General features: G+C 63.6%; 14 protein-coding genes. 2 read left to right on the top strand and 12 right to left on the bottom strand.

The genetic code is table 11. The annotated features are described in order from the left end of the window. Positions 1-67 precede the first annotated feature (67 nt). The 11 genes from ftsW to dinB form a co-directional block, all read right to left on the bottom strand. Entirely contained in the window at positions 68-2071 is a 2004-nt protein-coding gene (gene ftsW, locus HMPREF2944_RS05750; protein WP_083313081.1) for a putative lipid II flippase FtsW, read from the bottom strand. A gap of 175 nt (positions 2072-2246) precedes the next feature. After that, positions 2247-3836, bottom strand: coding sequence for a UDP-N-acetylmuramoyl-L-alanine--D-glutamate ligase (gene murD / locus HMPREF2944_RS05745; protein WP_070681409.1), 1590 nt, complete (start codon positions 3834-3836; stop codon positions 2247-2249). Next, on the bottom strand, positions 3836-5041 hold the full coding sequence (gene mraY / locus HMPREF2944_RS05740) for a phospho-N-acetylmuramoyl-pentapeptide-transferase (protein ID WP_070681406.1): 1206 nt from the start codon (positions 5039-5041) through the stop codon (positions 3836-3838). The genes murD and mraY overlap by 1 nt, the downstream gene beginning before the upstream one ends. A gap of 6 nt (positions 5042-5047) precedes the next feature. Beyond that, on the bottom strand, positions 5048-6658 hold the full coding sequence (gene murF / locus HMPREF2944_RS05735; RefSeq protein ID WP_070681403.1) for a UDP-N-acetylmuramoyl-tripeptide--D-alanyl-D-alanine ligase: 1611 nt from the start codon (positions 6656-6658) through the stop codon (positions 5048-5050). Further along, positions 6651-8396 (bottom strand): Mur ligase family protein, encoded by a 1746-nt coding sequence (locus HMPREF2944_RS05730; RefSeq protein ID WP_070681400.1) that lies wholly within the window; start codon positions 8394-8396, stop codon positions 6651-6653. Before HMPREF2944_RS05730 ends, murF begins: the two co-directional genes overlap by 8 nt. 168 nt (positions 8397-8564) lie before the next feature. Next, a complete protein-coding gene (locus HMPREF2944_RS05725; protein ID WP_070681397.1) occupies positions 8565-10430 on the bottom strand; it encodes a peptidoglycan D,D-transpeptidase FtsI family protein in 1866 nt (621 codons plus the stop codon). 54 nt (positions 10431-10484) lie between these two features. Continuing rightward, complete coding sequence (locus HMPREF2944_RS05720) at positions 10485-11405, bottom strand: cell division protein FtsL (RefSeq protein ID WP_246826272.1); 921 nt, start codon at positions 11403-11405, stop codon at positions 10485-10487. Positions 11406-11467: 62 nt separating this feature from the next. Then, positions 11468-12526 carry a 16S rRNA (cytosine(1402)-N(4))-methyltransferase RsmH gene (gene rsmH / locus HMPREF2944_RS05715; RefSeq protein ID WP_070681393.1) on the bottom strand — a complete coding sequence of 353 codons (1059 nt, stop codon included), beginning with the start codon at positions 12524-12526 and terminating at the stop codon, positions 11468-11470. Between the two features lie 163 nt (positions 12527-12689). Further along, on the bottom strand, positions 12690-13121 hold the full coding sequence (gene mraZ / locus HMPREF2944_RS05710) for a division/cell wall cluster transcriptional repressor MraZ (protein ID WP_049332640.1): 432 nt from the start codon (positions 13119-13121) through the stop codon (positions 12690-12692). A 640-nt stretch (positions 13122-13761) separates the two neighbouring features. Further along, the gene (locus HMPREF2944_RS05705) at positions 13762-14163 is read right to left on the bottom strand and encodes a DUF3040 domain-containing protein (protein WP_049332637.1); all 402 of its coding nucleotides are present in this window, start codon (positions 14161-14163) and stop codon (positions 13762-13764) included. 266 nt (positions 14164-14429) lie between these two features. Continuing rightward, on the bottom strand, positions 14430-15818 hold the full coding sequence (gene dinB, locus HMPREF2944_RS05700; RefSeq protein ID WP_246826271.1) for a DNA polymerase IV: 1389 nt from the start codon (positions 15816-15818) through the stop codon (positions 14430-14432). A gap of 283 nt (positions 15819-16101) precedes the next feature. On the opposite strand from dinB, the gene HMPREF2944_RS05695 reads away from it, so the two are divergent. Continuing rightward, positions 16102-17184 (top strand): polyprenyl synthetase family protein, encoded by a 1083-nt coding sequence (locus tag HMPREF2944_RS05695; RefSeq protein WP_371440419.1) that lies wholly within the window; start codon positions 16102-16104, stop codon positions 17182-17184. A gap of 211 nt (positions 17185-17395) precedes the next feature. On the opposite strand, the gene HMPREF2944_RS05690 is transcribed toward HMPREF2944_RS05695, so the two are convergent. Continuing rightward, positions 17396-17764 carry an Rv2175c family DNA-binding protein gene (locus HMPREF2944_RS05690; RefSeq protein ID WP_049332634.1) on the bottom strand — a complete coding sequence of 123 codons (369 nt, stop codon included), beginning with the start codon at positions 17762-17764 and terminating at the stop codon, positions 17396-17398. Between the two features lie 166 nt (positions 17765-17930). Between HMPREF2944_RS05690 and HMPREF2944_RS05685 the strand changes: the two genes are divergently transcribed. Continuing rightward, positions 17931-19688, top strand: coding sequence for a serine/threonine protein kinase (locus HMPREF2944_RS05685; RefSeq protein ID WP_083313079.1), 1758 nt, complete (start codon positions 17931-17933; stop codon positions 19686-19688). The last annotated feature ends 94 nt before the right edge of the window (positions 19689-19782 follow it).

The following is a 19782-nucleotide window of genomic DNA, read 5'->3' as shown; positions in this document are numbered from 1 at the left end:
GCTTTGAAGGAACGCGGGGCCGAGAGGTAAGGCCGTTCTCGTCCGCTGTCCACCTCGGAAAATCTCTCTACCGCTCTCCCCCACCGGGCTGACGGCGCGACGACTGACCGTGCTGACGCTGCTGACGCTGAGCTCGGCGGGCGCGGTCCTCGGGATGCAGAGGCTGCAGGCCGGCGGGCAGACCACCGCGCTGATTCTGCGGACGACGACGCTCCCCCTGCCCGGGACGCCGGCCTCGGGTCTGCTGTTCCTTCGAGCCCTGCTCGGCCGGACGCTGAACCGGGCGGGCGGGTCGGGGCTGCTCGGCGTTGCGGGGTGCAGCCTTGCCGGGGGCTCGGCGCTCTCGGGCCTTCTGCTCTCGGGTTTCCCTCGTGCGGGCCGCCTTCTCGCGGTCCGTCTTCTGCCGCTCGGCCTCCTCCAGGGCCTTCTGCCGCTCGGCCTCCTCACGGGCCGCCTCCTCACGGGCACGGCGAGCCAGCTTCTGCCGCTCAGCCTTCTCACGGGCCGCTTCCTCACGAGCCGCACGGGCCTCCTCACGAGCCGCGCGGGCCTCTTCGCGGGCGCGCTCCGCCTCACGCTGCTGTTCGATGCGCTTCAACTCGCGACGCTGCTCCGGATCAAAGCCCAACCAGCGCCGGACAAAACCGCTCAGGCTGCCCAGCTTCGACAGCGGATGCTGCTCCTGCATCAGGTGGCCACCGGCCTCGGCACGCTCCGCGGCCTCCTGCTCCACCACAGCCTGCAGGGGCAGGCGGCGCTTCCAATCGGCGTTTGCGCGGCGAATCTCGCGAGCGCTCTGGTTCTCAACGCTCGACGGGGCCGTCGCGCCTCGCAGGGGCGTCTGCCGGGCAAAGGCCAATAGTAGGCCCGCCGCGCACAGCGAAGACAGCAACGAGGAACCACCGTAGGAGACGAAGGGCAGCGGCACGCCAATCACCGGCAGAATACGGGACACCATACCCATATTGATGATGGCCTGAGAGGTCAGCCACACCATAATGCCGCCCGTCGCCAGGCGCACCAGCGGATCGGCGGTGCGCAGCATGATACGCACCGCACAGTACACCAGACCCACGTACAGCAGTAGAACCGCCATCGTGCCCAGAAGGCCCAGTTCCTCGCCAATAATCGCGAAAATGTAGTCGTTGTGGGCCTCTGCCAGGTAGTTGTACTTCTGGCGCGACTGGCCCAGGCCAACGCCCAGGAAGCCGCCGGTCGCCAACGCCACCTCACCCGAGTTCGCCTGATCACAGTTAGCGTTCGTGCACGAACCCCAGATGCCGAAGATACGGGCCACTCGGTTCGGGCTACTCAAAACGCCCAACAGGGCCAGCGCGGCAACCGCGCCGCCAATCTGCAGCATTGACCGACGTGAGGCACCGGCCATCCACATCATGCCCAGGAAAATGAAGCCGTACACCAGGGCCGTACCCATATCACCGCCGACCATAATCAGCAGAATCAGGGCGCCCACACCGTAGATGGAGGGGAACAGGGTACGCCAGAGGCTCCGCGAAATATCGCCCTGGCGGTTATACACCCACGCCAGCCACATCACGATTGCAAGCTTCGAGAACTCCGAAGGCTGCATCTGCACGGGGCCCAGCTTAATCCAGTTACGGTTACCGTTCACCTCGACGCCGATAACCACCACCGCCAACTGCAGCACCAGGGCCACCGCAAGCATCGCGTTCACCACGACCTGCTTGTGATACCACCCCACCGGAATATTCGTAATGACGGCCATCGCCACCACACCGAGCACCAGGAAGAGAATCTGCGAGGACACCTGAGAGAACGGTGACTGGCCCTGCGAAATCATGGTGACGCTCGAAGCCGAGAGCACCATGATGCAGCCGAAAATCGCCAAACCCAGGGTCGTCACCAGTAGCATGACCGGCACATCCCACAGGTCAGCCTTCAGACCGCGACGGTACAGGCGCTTGCCAAACGAACGGGCCGGTGCCGTCATCTCCTTCAGGGCAGTCCACGGGGACGAGGCGTGCCCGGTCTGTTCGGAACGGCCAGCCCGCGAAGACGCAGAACGCTTCGAGGATGCGCTGGTACTCACATGCCCTCCTAAGGCTTGGAACGCCACAACCCACAGCGATGAATCGCGGCGGCGATAACAATTGAGAAAAGAGGCGGGGGTGGAACCCAAAACGTCCCACCCCCGAGAGCGCGGCTTAGGCGGCACGGGCCGCGAACGCCGCTACGCGCTAGGGTACCGGCCGGGGCCGAATAGGCTACGACTGGGCCAGCTGATCGGCCACGGCGTTCGCAAACGCCTCGCCGCGCACCGCGTAGTTCTTGAACTGGTCCATCGATGCCGCGGCCGGTGCCATCAGCACCGTATCACCCGGCTGAGCGATCTCGGCGGCCTTCGCCACCGCGGCGTTCATGACGGCGATGCCGTCCGAGGGGTCGGCCACCGAGGCGGTCAGGTTATAGGTCGGAACCTGCGAGGCGTGGTTGGCCAGGGCAGCCTTGAGGCCTGCGGTATCCGTGCCGATGATGAGCACGGCCTTCAGGCGCTTAGCGTGATCGGTAATCAGCTCGTCGTACTCCACGCCCTTCGACAGGCCACCGGCAATCCACACCAGCGAGGGGTAACCGCTCATCGAGGCGTTGGCCGCGTGCGGGTTCGTGGCCTTCGAGTCGTTCACCCACATGATGTCGTTGGCGTACCCCACCAGCTGGTTGCGGTGCGCACCGGTCTTGAAGGAACGCAGACCCGCACCCACGGCCTTCGGATCGACGTCGGCGGCACGGCACAGGGCGGCCGCGGCCAGGGCGTTCTCGACCGTGTACTGGGCAGGCATCTTACCCGGCGCGGGGGCCAAATCCTGCACGACGCCCAGTTCGAGCGCCTCGTTGTAGCGGTTCTTCAGGAAGGCGCGGTCCACGATGATATTCTCAGCCAGGCCGAGCATCGACACGGCAGGCATCTGGGTGGCGCTGAAGCCAATCGCGCGAGCGCCCTCCACCACGTCGGCATCCTCCACCATGCGCAGGGTGTCGGCGTGGTCGGTGTTGAAGATGCAGGCCACCTGGGTGTTCTCGTACACGCGGGCCTTATCGGCCTTGTAACGCTCGAAGGAACCGTGCCAATCCACGTGATCCTCGGCAATGTTCAGCACGACCGAGGCGTAGGGCGACAGGGAGAAGGTCCAGTGCAGCTGGAAGCTCGACAGCTCCACCGCGAAAAACTCGTAGGGCTCATCGTCGGCAATCGCGTACACAATCGGCATGCCCACGTTGCCCACCTGAATGGACTTCTTGCCCGCGGCCTTCAGAATCGAATCCGTCATGCCCACGGTCGTGGTCTTGCCGTTCGTGCCGGTCAGGCACAGCCACTTGGGGCTGGGGCGGCCGGCACGGTCGTTGAGGCGCCAAGCCAGCTCCACGTCACCCCACACCTGGATACCGCGCTCGTAGGCGTCAAGCATCACGGGGTGGTCGGGGCGAATACCCGGAGAGGTCACGACCAGCTCGGGGTCCTCGCCCTCAATCTGCGGCAGGGCGAGCATGTGCTCGGGGCCGAACAGGCCGCTCACCGGTCCGTACGCGTTACGGTAAACCTCGATGCGCTCACGCTTCTCGGGGGTGTCTGCCCCGTCGATAACCGTGATGCGCGCACCCAGCTGCGCGAGCACATCCGCGGCGGCGTCACCGCTGGTGCCCATCCCCACGACCACGACGCGCAGACCGGCCCAGGGGGCGTCCCAGCTGGTCAGCTGCGCGAGGCGCTCGTTCTCGTACACCGGGTTGACGGCAATCGCCTGGGCGTTTGCCTCGCGGCGGGCGCGCAGTGCGTCCTGTTCCATAGTTGACATTAGTGAATCACTCCAGAAGTCTGAGAGAACCAGTCGCCGAAGAAGAGAGCCAGGGCCACCAGCACGCACAGGGCGTTGACAACCCAGAGGCGGAACACGGAGTTCACCTCGCCGCTGCTGACGGTGCCGGGCTCCAGGCCCTTCTTATCGATTGAGTACTTGCCGTTCAGACCGGTCTTCTCCATGTGGTGGTGGAAGGGGGTCATACGGAAGTAACGGTGCGCGTGCAGGGGCTTCTCCCCCGCCGCAACCGAGCGCTTGCGGCTGACCTTGAAGACAAACTTCTGAACGATTACGGAGAAGACCTCCAGCACCGGAATCAGTGCCATGACCAGCAGCAGGAGCTCGGTGCGGGTGAACAGGGCGAAGGCAACCATCGCACCGCCCAGGGCCAGGGAGCCGGAGTCGCCCATGAAGATCTGCGCCTTCGAGACGTTCCACCAGAGGAAGCCGGCCAGGGAACCGATCAAGGATGCGGCAATCAGCGCCAGTGAACCTGGGTCGCGCACGTCGTAGCAGGCGGTGCCGGCGCCCGCGGTGCAGGCGTGCACGTACTGCCAGATGCTGATGGTCAGGTAGCCCGAGAAGATCGTCATCATCACGCCACCGGCCAGGCCGTCCAGGCCGTCGGTGAAGTTCACGGCGTTCGTGCCCGACAGGGAGATGAGGGTAATCCACACGGCCACCAGGATGGACCCAAACACCGCACCGGCGGCAAAGAGGTCAATCGGCAGGTCGCGCACAAAGGAAATCGCGGTGGATGCGGGGCGCGCGCCAGACTCGTTGGGGAACTGGAAAGCCAGGAAGGCGAAGGGAACGGTCACCGCGAGCAGGCCGATGGTCTTCTGACGCTCGGTCAGACCCTCGTTGCCCTTGTGCCGGAACTTCATGATGTCATCCGCAGCACCCACGCCAAGCATGCCCAGGGTAAAGGCGATGGTCAGCCACGCGGTGGCGCTCGGCAGTGGCGAGGTACCGAAGAAAACGGCGCTAATGCCCATGGTCAGCAGGTACGCAAGAATCGCCGCCGGGATGAAAATCAGGCCTGCCATGGTGGGGGTGCCCGCCTTGTACTGGTGGGCGGCGGGGCCCTCATCGCGGATCAGCTGACCGAGCTTGAGGGACTTCATCTTCTTGATGAACACCGGAAGCGCGGTCAGGGAGATAAGGAACCCGAGGATTCCTGCAATCAACACGGTAATCATGAAGCGTTACCCTTCGTTGGTGGTCTGTGCGGAGGTGCTGGACTCGGTACCGTCCAGGTGGGCGGCCAGGTGCTCGCTCAGGTCGGTAGCCTCAACAAAGTCGCCGGCGGAAAGCCAGGTCGGGGCCTCGTCCTCGGCGGAGCCGAAGCTCTCCTCGGCGAAGGCGAATTCGTCGCCCAGCAGGCCCAGCTTCGCGCCGTTCGAGGACTTGAAAAGCACGATATCGCCGGGACGCAGCTCGGCGCGCAGAATCTGGGCGGCCTCCTGCGGGGTCTGAACCCAGGTCGCCTCATTACCCCAGGAGCCTTCCAGGTGCGCGGCGTTGTAGATGGGCTTAGCGATGTCACCGACCGCGATGAGCTTCGAAATGTTCATGCGCACCACGAGGCGGCCGAGGTGATCGTGTTCCTGAACGGACACATCGCCCAGCTCCAGCATGGCGCCCAGCACGGCCCAGGTGCGGTGCGGCTGACCGGTCGCCGGGTCCACGGTGCGGCCCAACTGTGCGAGGGTGCGCAGCGCCGCCGCCATGGACTCGGGGTTGGCGTTGTAGGCATCGTTAATGACGGTCACGCCGTCGGCACGGTCGGTGCGGGCCATGCGCCACTTGGAGGCAGCCGCCGCGCCGTTGAGCGCGCGGGCAATCTTCTCACCCGCAATACCGCTGTTGTAGGCGACAGCCGCAGCGGCCAGCAGGTTGTGCACGTGATGCTCACCGATCAGGCGGGAGGAAATCTCGTACTCGCTACCGTCAGGCAGGCGCAGAGTGAACTCGGGGCAACCGGCATCGGTGGTGCGCAGATTCAGTGCCGCCACGTAACGCTCGTAGGGCTGACCGTTCGCGCCGGTCTTCTCGCCCACGCCGAAGTACGTAATGGGTGCAACCGAACGCGACGCCATGCGTAGCACGCGCTCATCGTCAGCGTTCAGAGCCAGGGAGCCGGTCGGCTGAACGCCCTCAGCCAGCTCACCCTTGGTGCGCTCAATATTGTCCACGCCGCCGAACTCGCCAGCGTGCGCGGTACCAACCTTCAGGATTGCGCCGTGATCAGGGTGCGCAATATTCGCCAGGTACTCGATGTTGCCCACGTGGTCGGCCCCCATCTCAATGACCAGGTAGCGGGTGGACTCATCCGCACGGAAAACGGTCAGGGGCACGCCCACCTCACTGTTGTAGGAACCAACCGGGGCAACGGTCGGGCCCTCCGGGGTGAAAATGGCGGCAAGAAGGTCCTTCGTCGTGGTCTTACCGGCAGAACCGGTAATACCGATAACGGTCAGCTCACCCTGAGCACGCATCTGCTCAATGGAGTAGCGCGCCAAATCACCCATCGCCAGCACCACATCGGGCACCTGGATGCTCGGGTAGGGCATGCCCTGCTCGTCGAGTACTTCACGCTCGACCAGCGCCAGGGTCGCACCCCTCTCAAACGCCATGGGGATGAACCTGTGACCGTCAGTGACCGCGCCGGGCTTCGCCACGAACAGGGTACCGGTCTGCACCTCACGGGAGTCGGTGGTGGCGAAGTCTGCGTACACCTGATCCTCACGGCCCTCCAGGCCGATAGCGGTGCCGCCGGTTGCCTCAATAATCTGGGCGGCGCTGAGCTTAATCATTCTTCACCATACCTTCAGCGGTCTTAGAGTCACTTTCATCGAGCATGCGCTGGTAGTCAGGCAGAATCTCGAAACCGTGCGCACGCAGGGCACGGGCGGTTTCAACGCGGTCGTCCAGGGCGATATCCACGCCGTCAACATCCTGTTCGGTTTCGTGGCCGCGGCCAGCAATCAGGATGGCGTCATGCTCGCCCGCCAGGGCAATTGCCGCATCAATAGCGGCGGCACGCGGAGAAATATTCAGGATCTGGGTGGCTCGGCGGTTCTCAGCCTTCTGCGCGCCCTCCTCAACGGCGGCACGAATCGGCTCGGGCGCCTCACCGTGCGGATCGTCATCAGTCACAATGACGATATCTGCGTACTGTGCCGCAATCGCACCCATAATCGGGCGCTTGAGCTGGTCACGCTCGCCGGTCGCACCGAAAACAATCATGACCTTGCCGTCGCCGGGGCGATCCATCGCCTCCAGGGCACGGGTCAGGCCGTCAGGGTTGTGGGCAAAGTCCACAATCGCGTGCGGAGCCAAAGAAATCAGCTGCATACGACCCGGCACCACCGGGGTCAGAGCCGAACTGGACGCCAGCTCAGGCAGCAGACGCTCACGCTCAGCGGAGTCAGTGTCCAGGTACGCCATGAGAGCCGCCAGCGCAGCATTCGAAACGTTAAAGTCAGCGGGCAGACCGGTGTAGCATTCAACGCTCTCACCGGCGCCATTAGCCACGTGGAATCGGTGGCCCAGACCCTCACGCTGAACCTTCACCACAGCCCAGTCGCGGGCACCAAACTCTGCGGGCACCTCAGCCAGACCGGCACCGCGCGCAGTCACCAGGCGGTGCACCTGCTCAGCGCCCATCTGCTCGCAAGCGGCGGAGAACATCTTCTCGCCCCACTCGTCATCAGCAGTAATCACCGCAAGCTCAGCACGTTCGGGGGTGAACAGCTGCGCCTTCGACTCAAAGTAATGCTCCATGGTGCCGTGCAGATCCAGGTGGTCTTGGGTCAGGTTCGTGAAGCCAGCAACCGCATACTTCACGCCGTCCACACGGTGGTAATCAATCGCGTGCGAGGACACCTCCATTGCGGCGCAACGCACCTGATGCTGACCCATAATCGTCAGCAGAGAATGCACGTGAGGAGACTCCGGGGTGGTCATCTTCGAAGGAACCGACACACCATCAATCAGAATCTGAATAGTGCCAATCAGACCCGTCTTCACACCCAGGCCGGTGCGGAACACCGACTCCAACATGTAGGTGGAGGTGGTCTTACCGTTCGTACCGGTCACCGCGTAACGGTGAGTAGCGGGGAACGAAGCCGAACCATAAATCAGCGCAGCCAACGGACCGACATACTCGCGCAGGTTCTCAGTCACCAGGACAGGCACCGGCGCCTCACCCAGCAGCTGCGCACCGGCAGCATCCGTCAAAATAGCGGAAGCACCCAGATTCAACGCGGCCTCAGCAAACTGCGCACCGTGCACCTTCGCACCGGGCAGAGCCACGTACAGGTCCTGCGGACGAACACCTCGGGAGTCCATGCTAATACCGGTAACCTCAACAGAATCACCGGATTCAGAACCCTGAACGCCACTAGCCAGCTGGGAACTCACCTGAGCACCCAATCCCTGCAGATGTTCGCGAAGGTGCGCCAAACTCACCGGGCGCACAGAATTCGGGCGCAGAGTCTGAGCGTCGCCGCCCAGCAGGTTCTGGCCGGGTGCGTGAGATGCGGTATCCATCGTCCTTCTTTCCTCTCCGCTGTCCGAAGCGGTGAGCTCTGTATGGTCAATGCGCTCAAGGCACACAGGGTCATTCAATATTCTACGGGCTTTAGGCTTCGACAGGTGTTCAGTCCCGGGGCTTCTTCATCACGAATCAGCTACCGGGAACCTCTCCCCCGCTCGCCTTTAGCTCGTCTTATTGGGGCTATCCTCAGCAAAAAGCGGAATCAACTCCGGTTCACCGGTAGAACGCGGCACATTATAGGTGTGCAGGGTCTTCTCCATAATCTTGGAGAACTCAGCCGTCGTACCGTTCGCACCCACGCTACCCTCAGGACGCTGCATGGTCACCGCCACCAAGAACTGCGGGTTCTCAATCGGCGCCACACCAATAAAGGACGTCGTGTTGCCGTCGTAGCCGCCCTTCTCACTCGGAGTTTCCGCAGTACCGGTCTTACCGCCCACGCGGTAGCCGGTCACCTTCGCCGGACGGGCGTGGCCTTGCTCCACCACATTCTCCATGAGAGTCAGGCAGGAAGCGGCAGTCTCCTCGCTGACCATGCGTTCGCCAGGCTCTACGGCACGCTTATGTTCGGTACCGTCGGCGTCAATGATCGCGTCCACAATGCGCGGCTTCAGACGAACGCCCTTATTGCCCAGCGCCTGGAAAATCATGGCGGTCTGCAGCGGAGTCTGCGCAACACCCTGACCGAACAGCACAGTGTACTGCTGACGGCCATCCCAATCACGCCAATCAGCGATTATACCCTGCTCCTCACCGGTCAGCTCAATGCCGGTAAACTCGCCGACGCCGTACTTCTTCAACCAGTTGTAGCGCTCTTCCTTGCTGAGCTTCTGACCGACCAGCACCGTACCGGTGTTCATCGAGTCATGAATAATGCCCGAGAAAGTACGCCGCTGCGCCCCGTGCTCAAACGCATCCTTGAAAGTCTGGCCGTCAATCGTGAGGGTCGCGGGCACATCATACACACTAGTCGGAGTCGTCAGGCCCTGCTCAATCAACGCCGAAGAAGTCAGCATCTTCTCGGTCGAACCGGGCTCCACGTTCTGCGAAATAGCGCGCGGAGTCATATCCGCCGCATCCTCAATGGTTGCCGCACCCGGGTCCATCGTAGAGGAATCAGCGAGAGCCAAAATGGAGCCGTCACGCACATCCATAACAATGGCGGTACACCATTCAGCCTTCAGCTCCTCAGCGCGAGCACGTACCACCTGCTGCGCAAAATACTGCACATCACGGTTAATGGTCAGACGAATATTCTTACCGTCCACCGCCAGGCGCTGCTCTTCCTTCGCCACGGGGATACGCACACCATCAGCACTAATCTCGTAGGTGCGCTCACCGGGGGTACCGGCAAGCTCCTTCTCAAAGACACGCTCAATGCCCACCGAGAAGTTACGGGACACCGTGCCACCCTTGCCGTTGCCGTCAGCCTCTTCAACAATGTTGTACTTGCCGACCACGGAGCCACCCACACTACCGTTGGGGTACAGGCGCTGCGAGAAGGCCTCGCCGTAGATGAAGGGCGCGCCAAGGTCGTCAATCTTGTGGAAAATCTCGGGAGAAACGTCGGTCTTGATGACCGAGTACTTGGAGGTGCCGTCCAGCTTCGACTTGATGAATTCGTCGGTGATGCCCGGGTCCACGCTCTTGAGGATATCGGTCATCTCGTAGACCAGCTGGCTCGGGGTCACCTCAATCTTCTCGGTGCGGTCCTCGTTGTAACGCTTGAAGGTCGCCACAGCGCTCTGATCTGCGGTCAGGTTATAACGCTGCACGGTACGCGCCATAACGTTACCGTTGATATCGAGAATCTGCCCGCGCACGGCGGGAAGCACCTGCGAGCGCAGACGCTTCTGACGGGACGCATTCGCCACCGCACCGGGGTCAAAGCCCTGGCGGATAAACAGGTTCGCACCGATAACGCCCAGAGCGCAGGTGGCTGCGGCGCCTGCCAGGAAGCCTCGGCGGGTCAGGTCCGGCTTCCCGGATGCCGGTTCGTTCGCGTGATGGCGCGCGTCGAAGCTCATTCGGGGATATCCTTTCGCGGTTCTCGTGCTGTGTGGGGTGTCGGTTGGGGGCGGCTAGCGGGTGGCCTGGCCGTTCTGTGCGGTGCCGTTAGCGGCACCGTTGTTCGTGTTCGCGGCGTTATTGGCCGCGGCGGGGCTAGCCGTTGCGCTCGCCGAGGCGCTCGCGGTCGCGCTTGCGTGACGTTGCTGGGTGGTCTTATCCGCATCCACCACGCTCTTGGCGTAGCTCTCCTCGGAGCCTGCGGCCGGGGGCGCAATCAGGTTTTGTTCCTTGGTCGCGGCCTTGCCGGTGGGGCTGGCCACGGGGGCGGGGGTTCCCTCAATCTTGGAGGTCTGCAGGTTCAGGGTGGCCTGCGAGGAGCTGGCGAACATGCCCAGGGCGCTCGCGCGCACCGCCAGGTCCTGGGGCGCCTCCTTGAAACCGATCTCCTGCTGCAGGGCCTGGTTCTCCTGCACGAGACGCTGTTCCTGCGCGCGCAGGTCCACCATGTCATACTGTCGGGTCACGATTAGCACGTTGAGCAGCAGGATAAAAATCAGGGTCAGCGGGATAGCGGCAAAAACGGCCAGCATGGTCGGCGGGCTCAATCGGCGGGCGCGGCGGGTCACCGCGGACAGCGGCGTGCGTCGGGTGACGACCTCTTCCTCGCGCGGTTCCTCGGTTCGGGCCGCGGCACGTACCGGTCCGGGAACGTGGCCCGCGGTGCGCTTACCCCCGTGGGAGGCTGCGGTGCTTGCCGGGCGAACCACGGGCTGAGAAGCGGTAACCGGATCCACCCGCGCGCTACGGGTACGGCCGGAATGTACGCCCTTGGAGGTGCGGGTCACGCCCGCACTGTGCGAGGCGTTCGAGGAGCCCAGGCTCGAGCTCAGAGCGCCGGATGCACCCGCCGAGGGGCGCGAAGAACCGGCGCGTCGAGTCCGCGGGGTACCCTGGGCGCGGGTGGGGCGCTGGGATGCGTGCTGGGTGCTCATTCGCTCTCTAATCTTCGTCTTAGGTGGTTACTAGCGTCTGTCGCCTGCGGGCGGGCAAATCGCTACTGGGAGGGGATTCGAATCTTCTCGGCTGCGCGCAGCTTGGCGCTGGCCGCGCGAGAGTTTTGCGCAATCTCTTCCTCGGTGGGCGGCTCCGCGCCGCGGGTAATGATCTTGATCGTGGGCTTATGTTCCTCGAGTTCCACAGGGAATCCCTTCGGCGCCTTGGAGGTCGCCTCGGCTGTGAGGGCGCGCTTCACGATTTTGTCTTCCAGGCTGTGGTAGCTCATCGCAACGAATCGGCCGCCCAGGTTCAGCGCATCCAGGGCCGCGGGAACGGCCCGTTCGAGCGCCTCCAGCTCGTGGTTGACCTCGATGCGCAGCGCCTGGAAGGTGCGCTTGGCGGGGTGGCCGCCGGTACGCTGGGCCGCGACGGGAACCGCCTTCTGAATAATGCGCACGAGCTCGCCGGTAGTCTCCAGGGGCGCGTTGGCGCGGGCAGTGCAGATGGCGCGGGCGATGCGCGAGGCGAACTTCTCCTCGCCCCAATTACGGATAATGCGGCGCAGCTGGTCCTCGCTGTACTCGTTGACCACGATGCGCGCGGTGAGCTCGTCCTCGGAGTTCATGCGCATGTCCAGGGGCGCGTCGTAGGAGTACGCGAAGCCACGGGCGCGTTCGTCCAGCTGCATGGAGGAGACACCCAGGTCCAGCAGGACGCCGTCAATTCCCTGCACCCCGGCGGTTTCCATGGCGCGGTCGATTTCGTCGTAGACCGCGTGTACAGGCACAAAACGCTCGCCGAAGCGTGCCAGACGCTCCCCCGCGATGGAGTGGGCCTGCAGGTCCCGGTCGATACCGATGAGCACCAGGTTCTCGAACCGCTCCAGCAGCGCCTCGGAGTGGCCGCCCATGCCCAGGGTTCCGTCAATCACGTAGGCGGTTCCGCGTTCCTCCACGGCACGCTCAATGCCGGGTGCCAGCAGGTTGATGCAGCGGTCCAGCATGACGGGCACGTGGCGCTCGCTGGCGTCACGCTCGGAAAGGTTGTCGATGGAGGCGCCGGTGACCTTCACCGAGGAGCCGGAGGTGCCGGCTTCGGGGGCGCGTTCTACGCTCATGGGTGCTCCTGTGTGAGGTAATCCTGCGTGGTGGTGAGTGGTGTGTCGATAAAGCGTGTGGGGGGCGCAGACCGCGCATCGGGTCCACACCGATTTACCGCCCTGCCGGCTCGGCGTTCCTGTCGTCTCCGTGTCTCTGCCGATTCGACGAGCCGTCGAGTCGTTAGAGCAGGGGGCTGAAGGGGTCTTCATCCAGGGCCGCGAACTCGGCTTCCGTGCGGGCCAGGTACTCCTCCCAGGCGGAGGCGTCCCAGATTTCCGCCCGGGTTCCGGACCCGATGACCACGAGCTGGTCGCCAAGCCCGGCGTACTGCCGAAGAATCGGAGGGATGGTGATGCGCCCCTGTTTATCGGGTAGCTCATCCGAGGCTCCCGAGAGGAATACTCGCAGGAAGTCGCGGGCGGCTCGCCCCGGCAGGGGTGCGCTGCGCATCCGCTCGTGGATGCGCTCGAATTCCGCGGAGGGGAAAACGTACAGGCATCGTTCCTGACCGCGGGTCAGAACGAGGCCTGCTGAGAGTTCCTCACGGAATTTGGCGGGGAGGATGATGCGCCCTTTGGCGTCCATTCGTGGCGAATAGGTTCCCAGGAACATTCGCGTCACCTCCCCCGTGTGTGCCTGATGCTGAGCCTGTCGTGCGCCCTCGCCTCACGTCCCTTCCGATGGCGCTTGCGGAGCGAGCGGAAGAATACGACGTGCGCCCTGCACCACAGCGGAAACGGGTGCGGAGCACGGCTGAGGGAGGGGGCTTCAGCCTTCTCCTCCACTTTACCCCATTTTCCACCACCTCCCCCACCTCGAGGAAGGTCTTTTAGGGTTTTTATTCCTTCTTTTGCATTTTTTATCTCAGCGCACAGCTTCTACACAGGTTAGAGCCGTTTAGCGGCAGAACTTAGATACACAGCAGCAGAGTGGCACGAGGCACACATAAAAGGAGTTAGCGCCTATTCCGGGCGGGCTATATATGCCTTCACCCGGGGCAACCAGCTTGCCATACGCAGAAGGATTGAAAGCGAAGCCCACAAGCCCCCAAGCAAGAAAAGGCCACTTGGAGAAAGACACCGGGCACGAAAAAGCGGAGGCGAGACATACGTCTCGCCTCCGCTTGGGAAAGTCATTATGAGTTCCGGCTTGAACCCTTCAACTCGGCATCCCTAGCCAGGTATTTTCACCTCGGTATTTTCACCTCGGTATCTTCGGTCCGAAACCTGCTGTCCCGGGCCATCAGCGGGTTTTAGTTCTGACCGTTGTTGCGCTCGTCCCAGCGCTCCTCCAGGCGGTTCATGAAGGCCGAGCGCTCCTTCTGCTCGCGGGAGCGGGCGCGGGCGGCACCGCCGGCTTTGCCTCCCAGGAAGGAATCCACGGGGGTCTTCTTGCTGGTGCTGGCGAAGTACACGCCGAAGGCTGCAAAGAGGAAGCCGAGCACGCCCAGCCAGATGAGGTGAGAGGCGACGGCACCAATGATAATGCCCAGACCGATTAGCACGCAGAGAATTCCGAGCGCCAACTGTCGAGCGCTAAATACGGGAGCAGTATTGCCGGTGGAGGACATGGACGAGGCAAAGTTCGGATCCTCATTGCTCATGAGTTCTTCGAGCTGCTCAAGAACTTTCTGTTCACGCTCGGACAGTGCCATCGTGTTCTCCTTTGTCTTTCTGACAACGCGTTCGCGCCGGTATCCGCAGCGGGTTGAAACGCATCCCGTGGCGCGTGCGCACTCTTTGGTTCCATCCTACCGCGCAAGGCGCGAGCAACGCACTATTTTTAGCCTATCAGCTACTTATTTTACGAACCATTTTGGGGCTATTTCGACACGTGGATGCGACGGGGCCGGGGAACTCACCAGCCGCCCGTTTCTTTCAGCCTTCGCTGCTGCGATGGTCCACCGATTCTCCTGTCCCTCTATCCGTCACGAGCCTCTTCCGCGGAGCCCGCCTCGGCCCCTCCCGAGCGGCCGTCGGCCTTCCGGTCGGGTAGCGCAACCCTCGAGGCCGGTTTGATGCTCTCGGCCGAGTACTTCCGCTGAATCGCGTCCATGACGTGCTCAACCTCGGACCAGCGACCGGCCTTCACGAGCACCGCCTCGGTAGCCTCCGGCGCGAGCTTCGACGATCGAGAGTTCAGATCCCCGAGGTTCACCGCACCTCCGCTCCCCCAATTCCTCGACCCCCGCCCGGCGGGCTTGTACTCGATGGATTCGAAGAGAGCCTGCTGCACCCCGTCCTCGGCGCGAGCCAGCTTCTCGGCCCGCACGCCAACCAGGCGGATGGGTCGCGGTGCCTCGTCCCCGGTCAGGATCCCGTCGGCCCGCAGCGCCTCCAGCGCCAGCTCGGCGATGCGCATCCCCGAATCCAGGGGCGAGCTGAGGGGCACGGATCGAGTGCGGGTCTCGAAACCCGCATAGCGAATTTTCAGGCTCAGCCGCCCCGCGAGGCGACCGGATTCGCGCAGACGCCGCCCGAGCTTGAGACTCAGCTCGCGCACAACCCCGCTGATGGCGGCGGCATCGGCGGTATCTTCGGAGAAGGTATGCTCGCCACCCATGCTCTTCTCATCGCGTTCGGTCAGGACGGGCCGGTCATCAATACCCCTCGCAACAGTCCAGAGGTATTCCCCGTGGGAGGTGCCGAAACGGTCCCGAAGCCACTCGATGCTCATGGACCGCAATTGCGCAATGGTCTGGATTCCGTAGCCGGCCAAAAGCTTTGTGCTTTTCGAGCCCACGCCCCACAGCGCCGAGACCGGGCGCGGGTCGAGGAATTCCTGCACGCGGCCGGGCGGCACGACCCATAGGCCGTTGGGCTTACTGCCGGTCGAGGCCATCTTGGCCAGCAGTTTATTGGGAGCCACCCCCGCTGAGGAGGGCAGGGAGAGTTCCCCTGCGATGCGCTCACGCGCCCGCTGCGCCAATTGCACGGGGTCCTGCCCGTGCCGGTGGGCGCCCGTAAGATCCACGAAGGCCTCATCCACGCTCACCTGCTCTACCAGCGGGCTAAGGTCACGCAGAATACCCATGACGGCTCGGGAATAGTACCGGTAATCCGCGCGCAGGGGAAGGACCGTAGCGTGCGGAACCTCGGAGAGGGCACAGCTGAGAGGCATGCCCGAATGAACCCCGTGGGCGCGCGCCTCATAGGAGGCCGAGCATACCACTGAGCGAGGGCCCGTCGGCGCAACGATAATGGGCTTACCCTGAAGCGAGGGGTTCTCGAGGAGTTCGACGTTAACAAAAAAGGCATCCATATCGAGATGCATAATGACGCGCGCATTATCGCGGCCCGGCTTACTCACCCCTCAACCTCCCTTCGATAGCTTTCACCACACCCCAAATATAGCACACGTCTACGAATTAAGCTCCCAAATATTAGTAAACATATTCGCAAATACCCCGTGTGACGCGTTTCTCCACTAAGCTAGAGGGGTGCACACCGCACCCATGCCCATCGTCCCCACGTACACCGAGGATAGTATGACGACCCCTTCCCCCGCCGGAGGCTCCGCAGAGCTACCCGCAGGCATCGCCGAGGCTCTCGAACATGAGCAGAGCGCCTACCTGAACGCCTTCAATACCCTGATGGCCGAGTTCTTTGCCGCGCAGCGCGAACTATTGGAGGGCATCTCCCCCGAGACCCTCCCCCTGCTGGAGGCCATCGAATCCCTTTCTACCGGCGGCAAGCGTCTGCGTGCCCTGCTGAGCTATTGGGGTTGGCGCGGGGCGGGAGGCGCACCCGTGACCGAGAACCGCGGCACCTGGTCCATCGTGAAGGCCGGCATGGCGGTGGAGCTATTCCAGACCTCCGCGCTCATTCACGACGACATCATCGACCGCTCCGACACCCGCCGCGGCGCCCCCTCCGTGCACAAGCGTTTCGAGGCCGCGCACGAGCAGAATAACTGGCGTGGCGACGCCTTCAACTACGGTCTGACCGGCGGCATCCTGGCCGGCGACCTGACCCTCGTCTGGTCGGCGGAGGTCTTTGCGTCCTTGGGCGAGGGCGCACTATACGGTTCCCCGGCGCGCACCATTTTTGACCGTATGCGTTCTGAGGTTCTGGCCGGGCAGTACCTGGACGTCTACTCCGAGGTGCTCGACACCGAAGATGCCAGCTCGGCCCTGCAACGAGCGCTCAACGTGATCCGCTTCAAGTCCGCCAAGTACTCGTGCGAGCACCCCTTCACGATCGGTGGGAGCCTGGCGCTGCAGGCGCGGGCTTTGGAGAGCGGGGCCGGCGCAATCAGCGAGGAGCATCCGGTGCTGGCAGGCTACCGGGCCTTCGGTCTGCCGCTCGGTGAGGGCTTCCAGCTGCGCGACGACGAGCTGGGCGTTTTCGGTCGTCCCGAGGTGACCGGCAAGCCCGCCGGTGACGACCTGCGCGAGGGTAAGCGCACCGTCCTGGTGGCGCTGACCTCCGCGGCCCTCAGCGAGCAGGAGGCAGCGCTCCTGCACGACAGCCTGGGCAACCCCAACCTGAGCGATGAGCAGGTGGAGCGCATCCGTGAGCTCATGGTGTCCTCGGGTGCTTTCGCCGAGCACGAGCGGCTGATTGAGCAGAAGTCCCATGCGGTCTTTGAGGCTCTGGATGCGCTGGAGCTCGACGAGCTCGTGCGCGCGGCGCTGAGCGATATCGTGGACCGCGCGCTACGTCGCAAGTCCTAAACGGGCGTGTTTTCAGCCCGCGGGGCGTGAAAAAGACGTAGGAATAGCGGCGAGGCGCAGCGAAGAGACCGTTAAACGACAGCGGATGGGGTAGCGTGAACGCTACCCCATCCGCTGTTTTATCAGTTGAGTTCCCGCCGTGCGAAGAGCACCCGGGCCAGCGTGTTTACCGGCCCCCTGCGCCTCCGCGTTGCGGCGCTACCCTCCGGTGCTACCAGGCCAGGGCCTGGGCGCGGCGACGAATCTCGGTCTTGCGGCCGTCAATCAGTGCGTCGATCGGGCGGCCGGGCAGGGATTCGTCCTCGGTGTACAGCCAGACGATGGCTTCCTCATCGCTGAAGCCGGAGTCCTTCAGCACCACGAGGGTGCCCTTGAGGGATTCCAGCACGCGCGAACCGTTCAGGAACAGCGCGGGAACCTTGCGCACATTGGTTTCGGGGTCGCGCAGGGCGATGAGCGTACCGTCAGAAATCAGGTTGTGCACGCGGGTCACCTTCAGATCGAGGGCCTGCGCAATATCGGGAATAGTGACCCAATCGCCGACGAGGGCGAAGGTCTGAGCAATATTTTCGTTAGTCACCTTTTAAGAGTGCCAGAGCCGACTCATATTTACCACTTTCGACCCGCTCAGCCGCGCGGAGCGTCACATTCTGCTCAGGCGGTTGCCTTAGAATCAGCTGAGTATTGCCCTCCCGATAACCTTTTCCCCGCCGCGCGATTGGGCCGAGCGATAAGATAGAGGCCGTATGAATATTCCCCTCCCGCGCCCCCGTTCTTCCGCGCACACTCACTCATCGCCCTCGCATCCTCCCGCCTCTTCTACTGTTCCTCCGGCCACCACCGCGCCCGCACAGGGTGCCACGGTCGGCTCTTCGGAGTGGCTGAGTGGCGCCATTATCGAGGGACACTACCAGGTGGGCTCGCTGATTGGGCGGGGCGGCATGAGCGAGGTCTACTACGCGCTGGATCTGTGGTCGAACAATCCTGTGGCGCTCAAAATCCTCTCCCCTTCCCTGGCACAGGACGCCGCCAACCGGCAGAAATTCCACCGCGAGGAACGCTCGATGCGCCAGGTGGGCGGCGGACACACGGTGGGTGTCATCTCTTCGGGCACCGAGTACGTGGCCGGGCAGATGGTCATGTATATCGTGCTCGAATACGTGCACGGATGCACGCTCAGCCAGCTATTGCGCACGCGGCGCGCCCTGAGCCTGGGCGAGGCGCTGGATGTTCTGCTGCCGGTGGTGGATGCCCTCTCGGAGGTGCACGCCAACCGCTACCTGCACGGCGATATTAAGCCGGGCAATATTCTTCTGGACGCCAACGGCCAGGTGAAGCTGACGGACTTCGGTCTGTCACGCCGCGACGATCAGGTGGATTCCGGCGCCCCCATGGGTACTCCCGCCTACGTGGCGCCGGAGGTCCTGGACCCGCAGGTGAAGGTGGGCGCGCAGGCCGATATCTTCGCGCTCGGCGTCATGATGTACCGCATGCTGGCGGGGCGACTGCCCTTCGTGGGTTTGGAGAACGACCAGCAGGTGCTGTATCACAATGCCAATATTGAGATGCCCCCGCTCGGCGATATCGCCCCGGGTATTGACCGCGACGTGGCCGGAATTATTGCCTGGTGCACCCGCAAGCAGCCGCAGGCCCGCCCCGAGGACGCCACCGAGCTTTTCGCCTCTCTCAAGGAGGTTGCCGAGTCTCTCGGCGAGTCCGAGCTGTCCTGGCGCGCTCCGAGCGTCCCGGAGCCTACCTCAAGCCTGTGGGAGGCGGTGGCCGAGATCGCCGAGCGCAGCGGCGCGGGGCAGATGGTGCGCAACACCCCCATCAGCGCGTTTAGCGATGCCGGAGACCTGCTCGCCTACGACGTTTATTCTCCGGATAGCCTGCTCACCGGTTCCCGAGAGGAGGTGCATCTGGCCGACGTGGACGCGGAGGACTCGGTGCTCAACCCCGAGGGTATTCCCCCGCTCAAGAGTTCGGCACCCGAGGCTTCGGCTGCCTCCGATGGCGGCGAGCCCAACGAGGCCGATGACTCGCGGGGGTCGAAGGGGCTTCAAAGCTCCGGCGCCTCATCCGATGCATCCGATGCACCGTCCGTCGGCATCGGGCCGCAGACCGAGCAGGAGTTTATCTCGACCTTCGGTGAGTACGCCCCCATCTACGCCGAGCGCGCGCTCAACGCCTACCCTGACTACTCCGATGCCGCGCAAAGCCCGGACGGGGCGCACACCCCTGATACTTCTCGGCGGGATTCCGGCGGGAGCACCGGTTCCACCGATTCCTCCGGCTTCACGTCGCGGGATGCTCTCCACCGCGACCGCCGACTGCCGGTACGTGAGCTCACCCCTCCCCCCTCAGGCGCGGCGATGGGTGTGTGGGCGCTGATGGTGATTCTGCTGGGCATGAGCGCCAGCTTCAGTGGGTGGTGGCTTGCGACCTCCATCCTGCAATCGGAGTGGTGGAAGAACTTCGCGAGCTTCTTCGGCCTGGGCTACTAGATGCTCAGCCGCCGGGATTCATCGGGAATCGGGGTTCATCGGGATCCCGCCGGGGACCAAACCGTTAGGAGCTCAGAATCTCTCCTCACCCCAG

The organism is Rothia sp. HMSC072E10 (assembly GCF_001813965.1).
Taxonomy (GTDB): Bacteria; Actinomycetota; Actinomycetes; order Actinomycetales; family Micrococcaceae; genus Rothia; species Rothia mucilaginosa_A.
The sequence above is the reverse complement of the archived record's forward strand: the minus strand, read 5'-3'. Positions and strand labels throughout refer to the sequence as shown.

Coding starts and splice junctions, on each gene's coding strand:
- murD (WP_070681409.1), bottom strand. CDS start 3,836: ATGTCAACTATGGAACAGGACGCACTGCGCGCCCGCCGCGAGGCAAAC.
- mraY (WP_070681406.1), bottom strand. CDS start 5,041: ATGATTACCGTGTTGATTGCAGGAATCCTCGGGTTCCTTATCTCCCTG.
- murF (WP_070681403.1), bottom strand. CDS start 6,658: ATGATTAAGCTCAGCGCCGCCCAGATTATTGAGGCAACCGGCGGCACC.
- HMPREF2944_RS05730 (WP_070681400.1), bottom strand. CDS start 8,396: ATGGATACCGCATCTCACGCACCCGGCCAGAACCTGCTGGGCGGCGAC.
- HMPREF2944_RS05725 (WP_070681397.1), bottom strand. CDS start 10,430: ATGAGCTTCGACGCGCGCCATCACGCGAACGAACCGGCATCCGGGAAG.
- HMPREF2944_RS05720 (WP_246826272.1), bottom strand. CDS start 11,405: ATGAGCACCCAGCACGCATCCCAGCGCCCCACCCGCGCCCAGGGTACC.
- rsmH (WP_070681393.1), bottom strand. CDS start 12,526: ATGAGCGTAGAACGCGCCCCCGAAGCCGGCACCTCCGGCTCCTCGGTG.
- mraZ (WP_049332640.1), bottom strand. CDS start 13,121: ATGTTCCTGGGAACCTATTCGCCACGAATGGACGCCAAAGGGCGCATC.
- HMPREF2944_RS05705 (WP_049332637.1), bottom strand. CDS start 14,163: ATGGCACTGTCCGAGCGTGAACAGAAAGTTCTTGAGCAGCTCGAAGAA.
- HMPREF2944_RS05695 (WP_371440419.1), top strand. CDS start 16,102: ATGGCCGAGTTCTTTGCCGCGCAGCGCGAACTATTGGAGGGCATCTCC.
- HMPREF2944_RS05685 (WP_083313079.1), top strand. CDS start 17,931: ATGAATATTCCCCTCCCGCGCCCCCGTTCTTCCGCGCACACTCACTCA.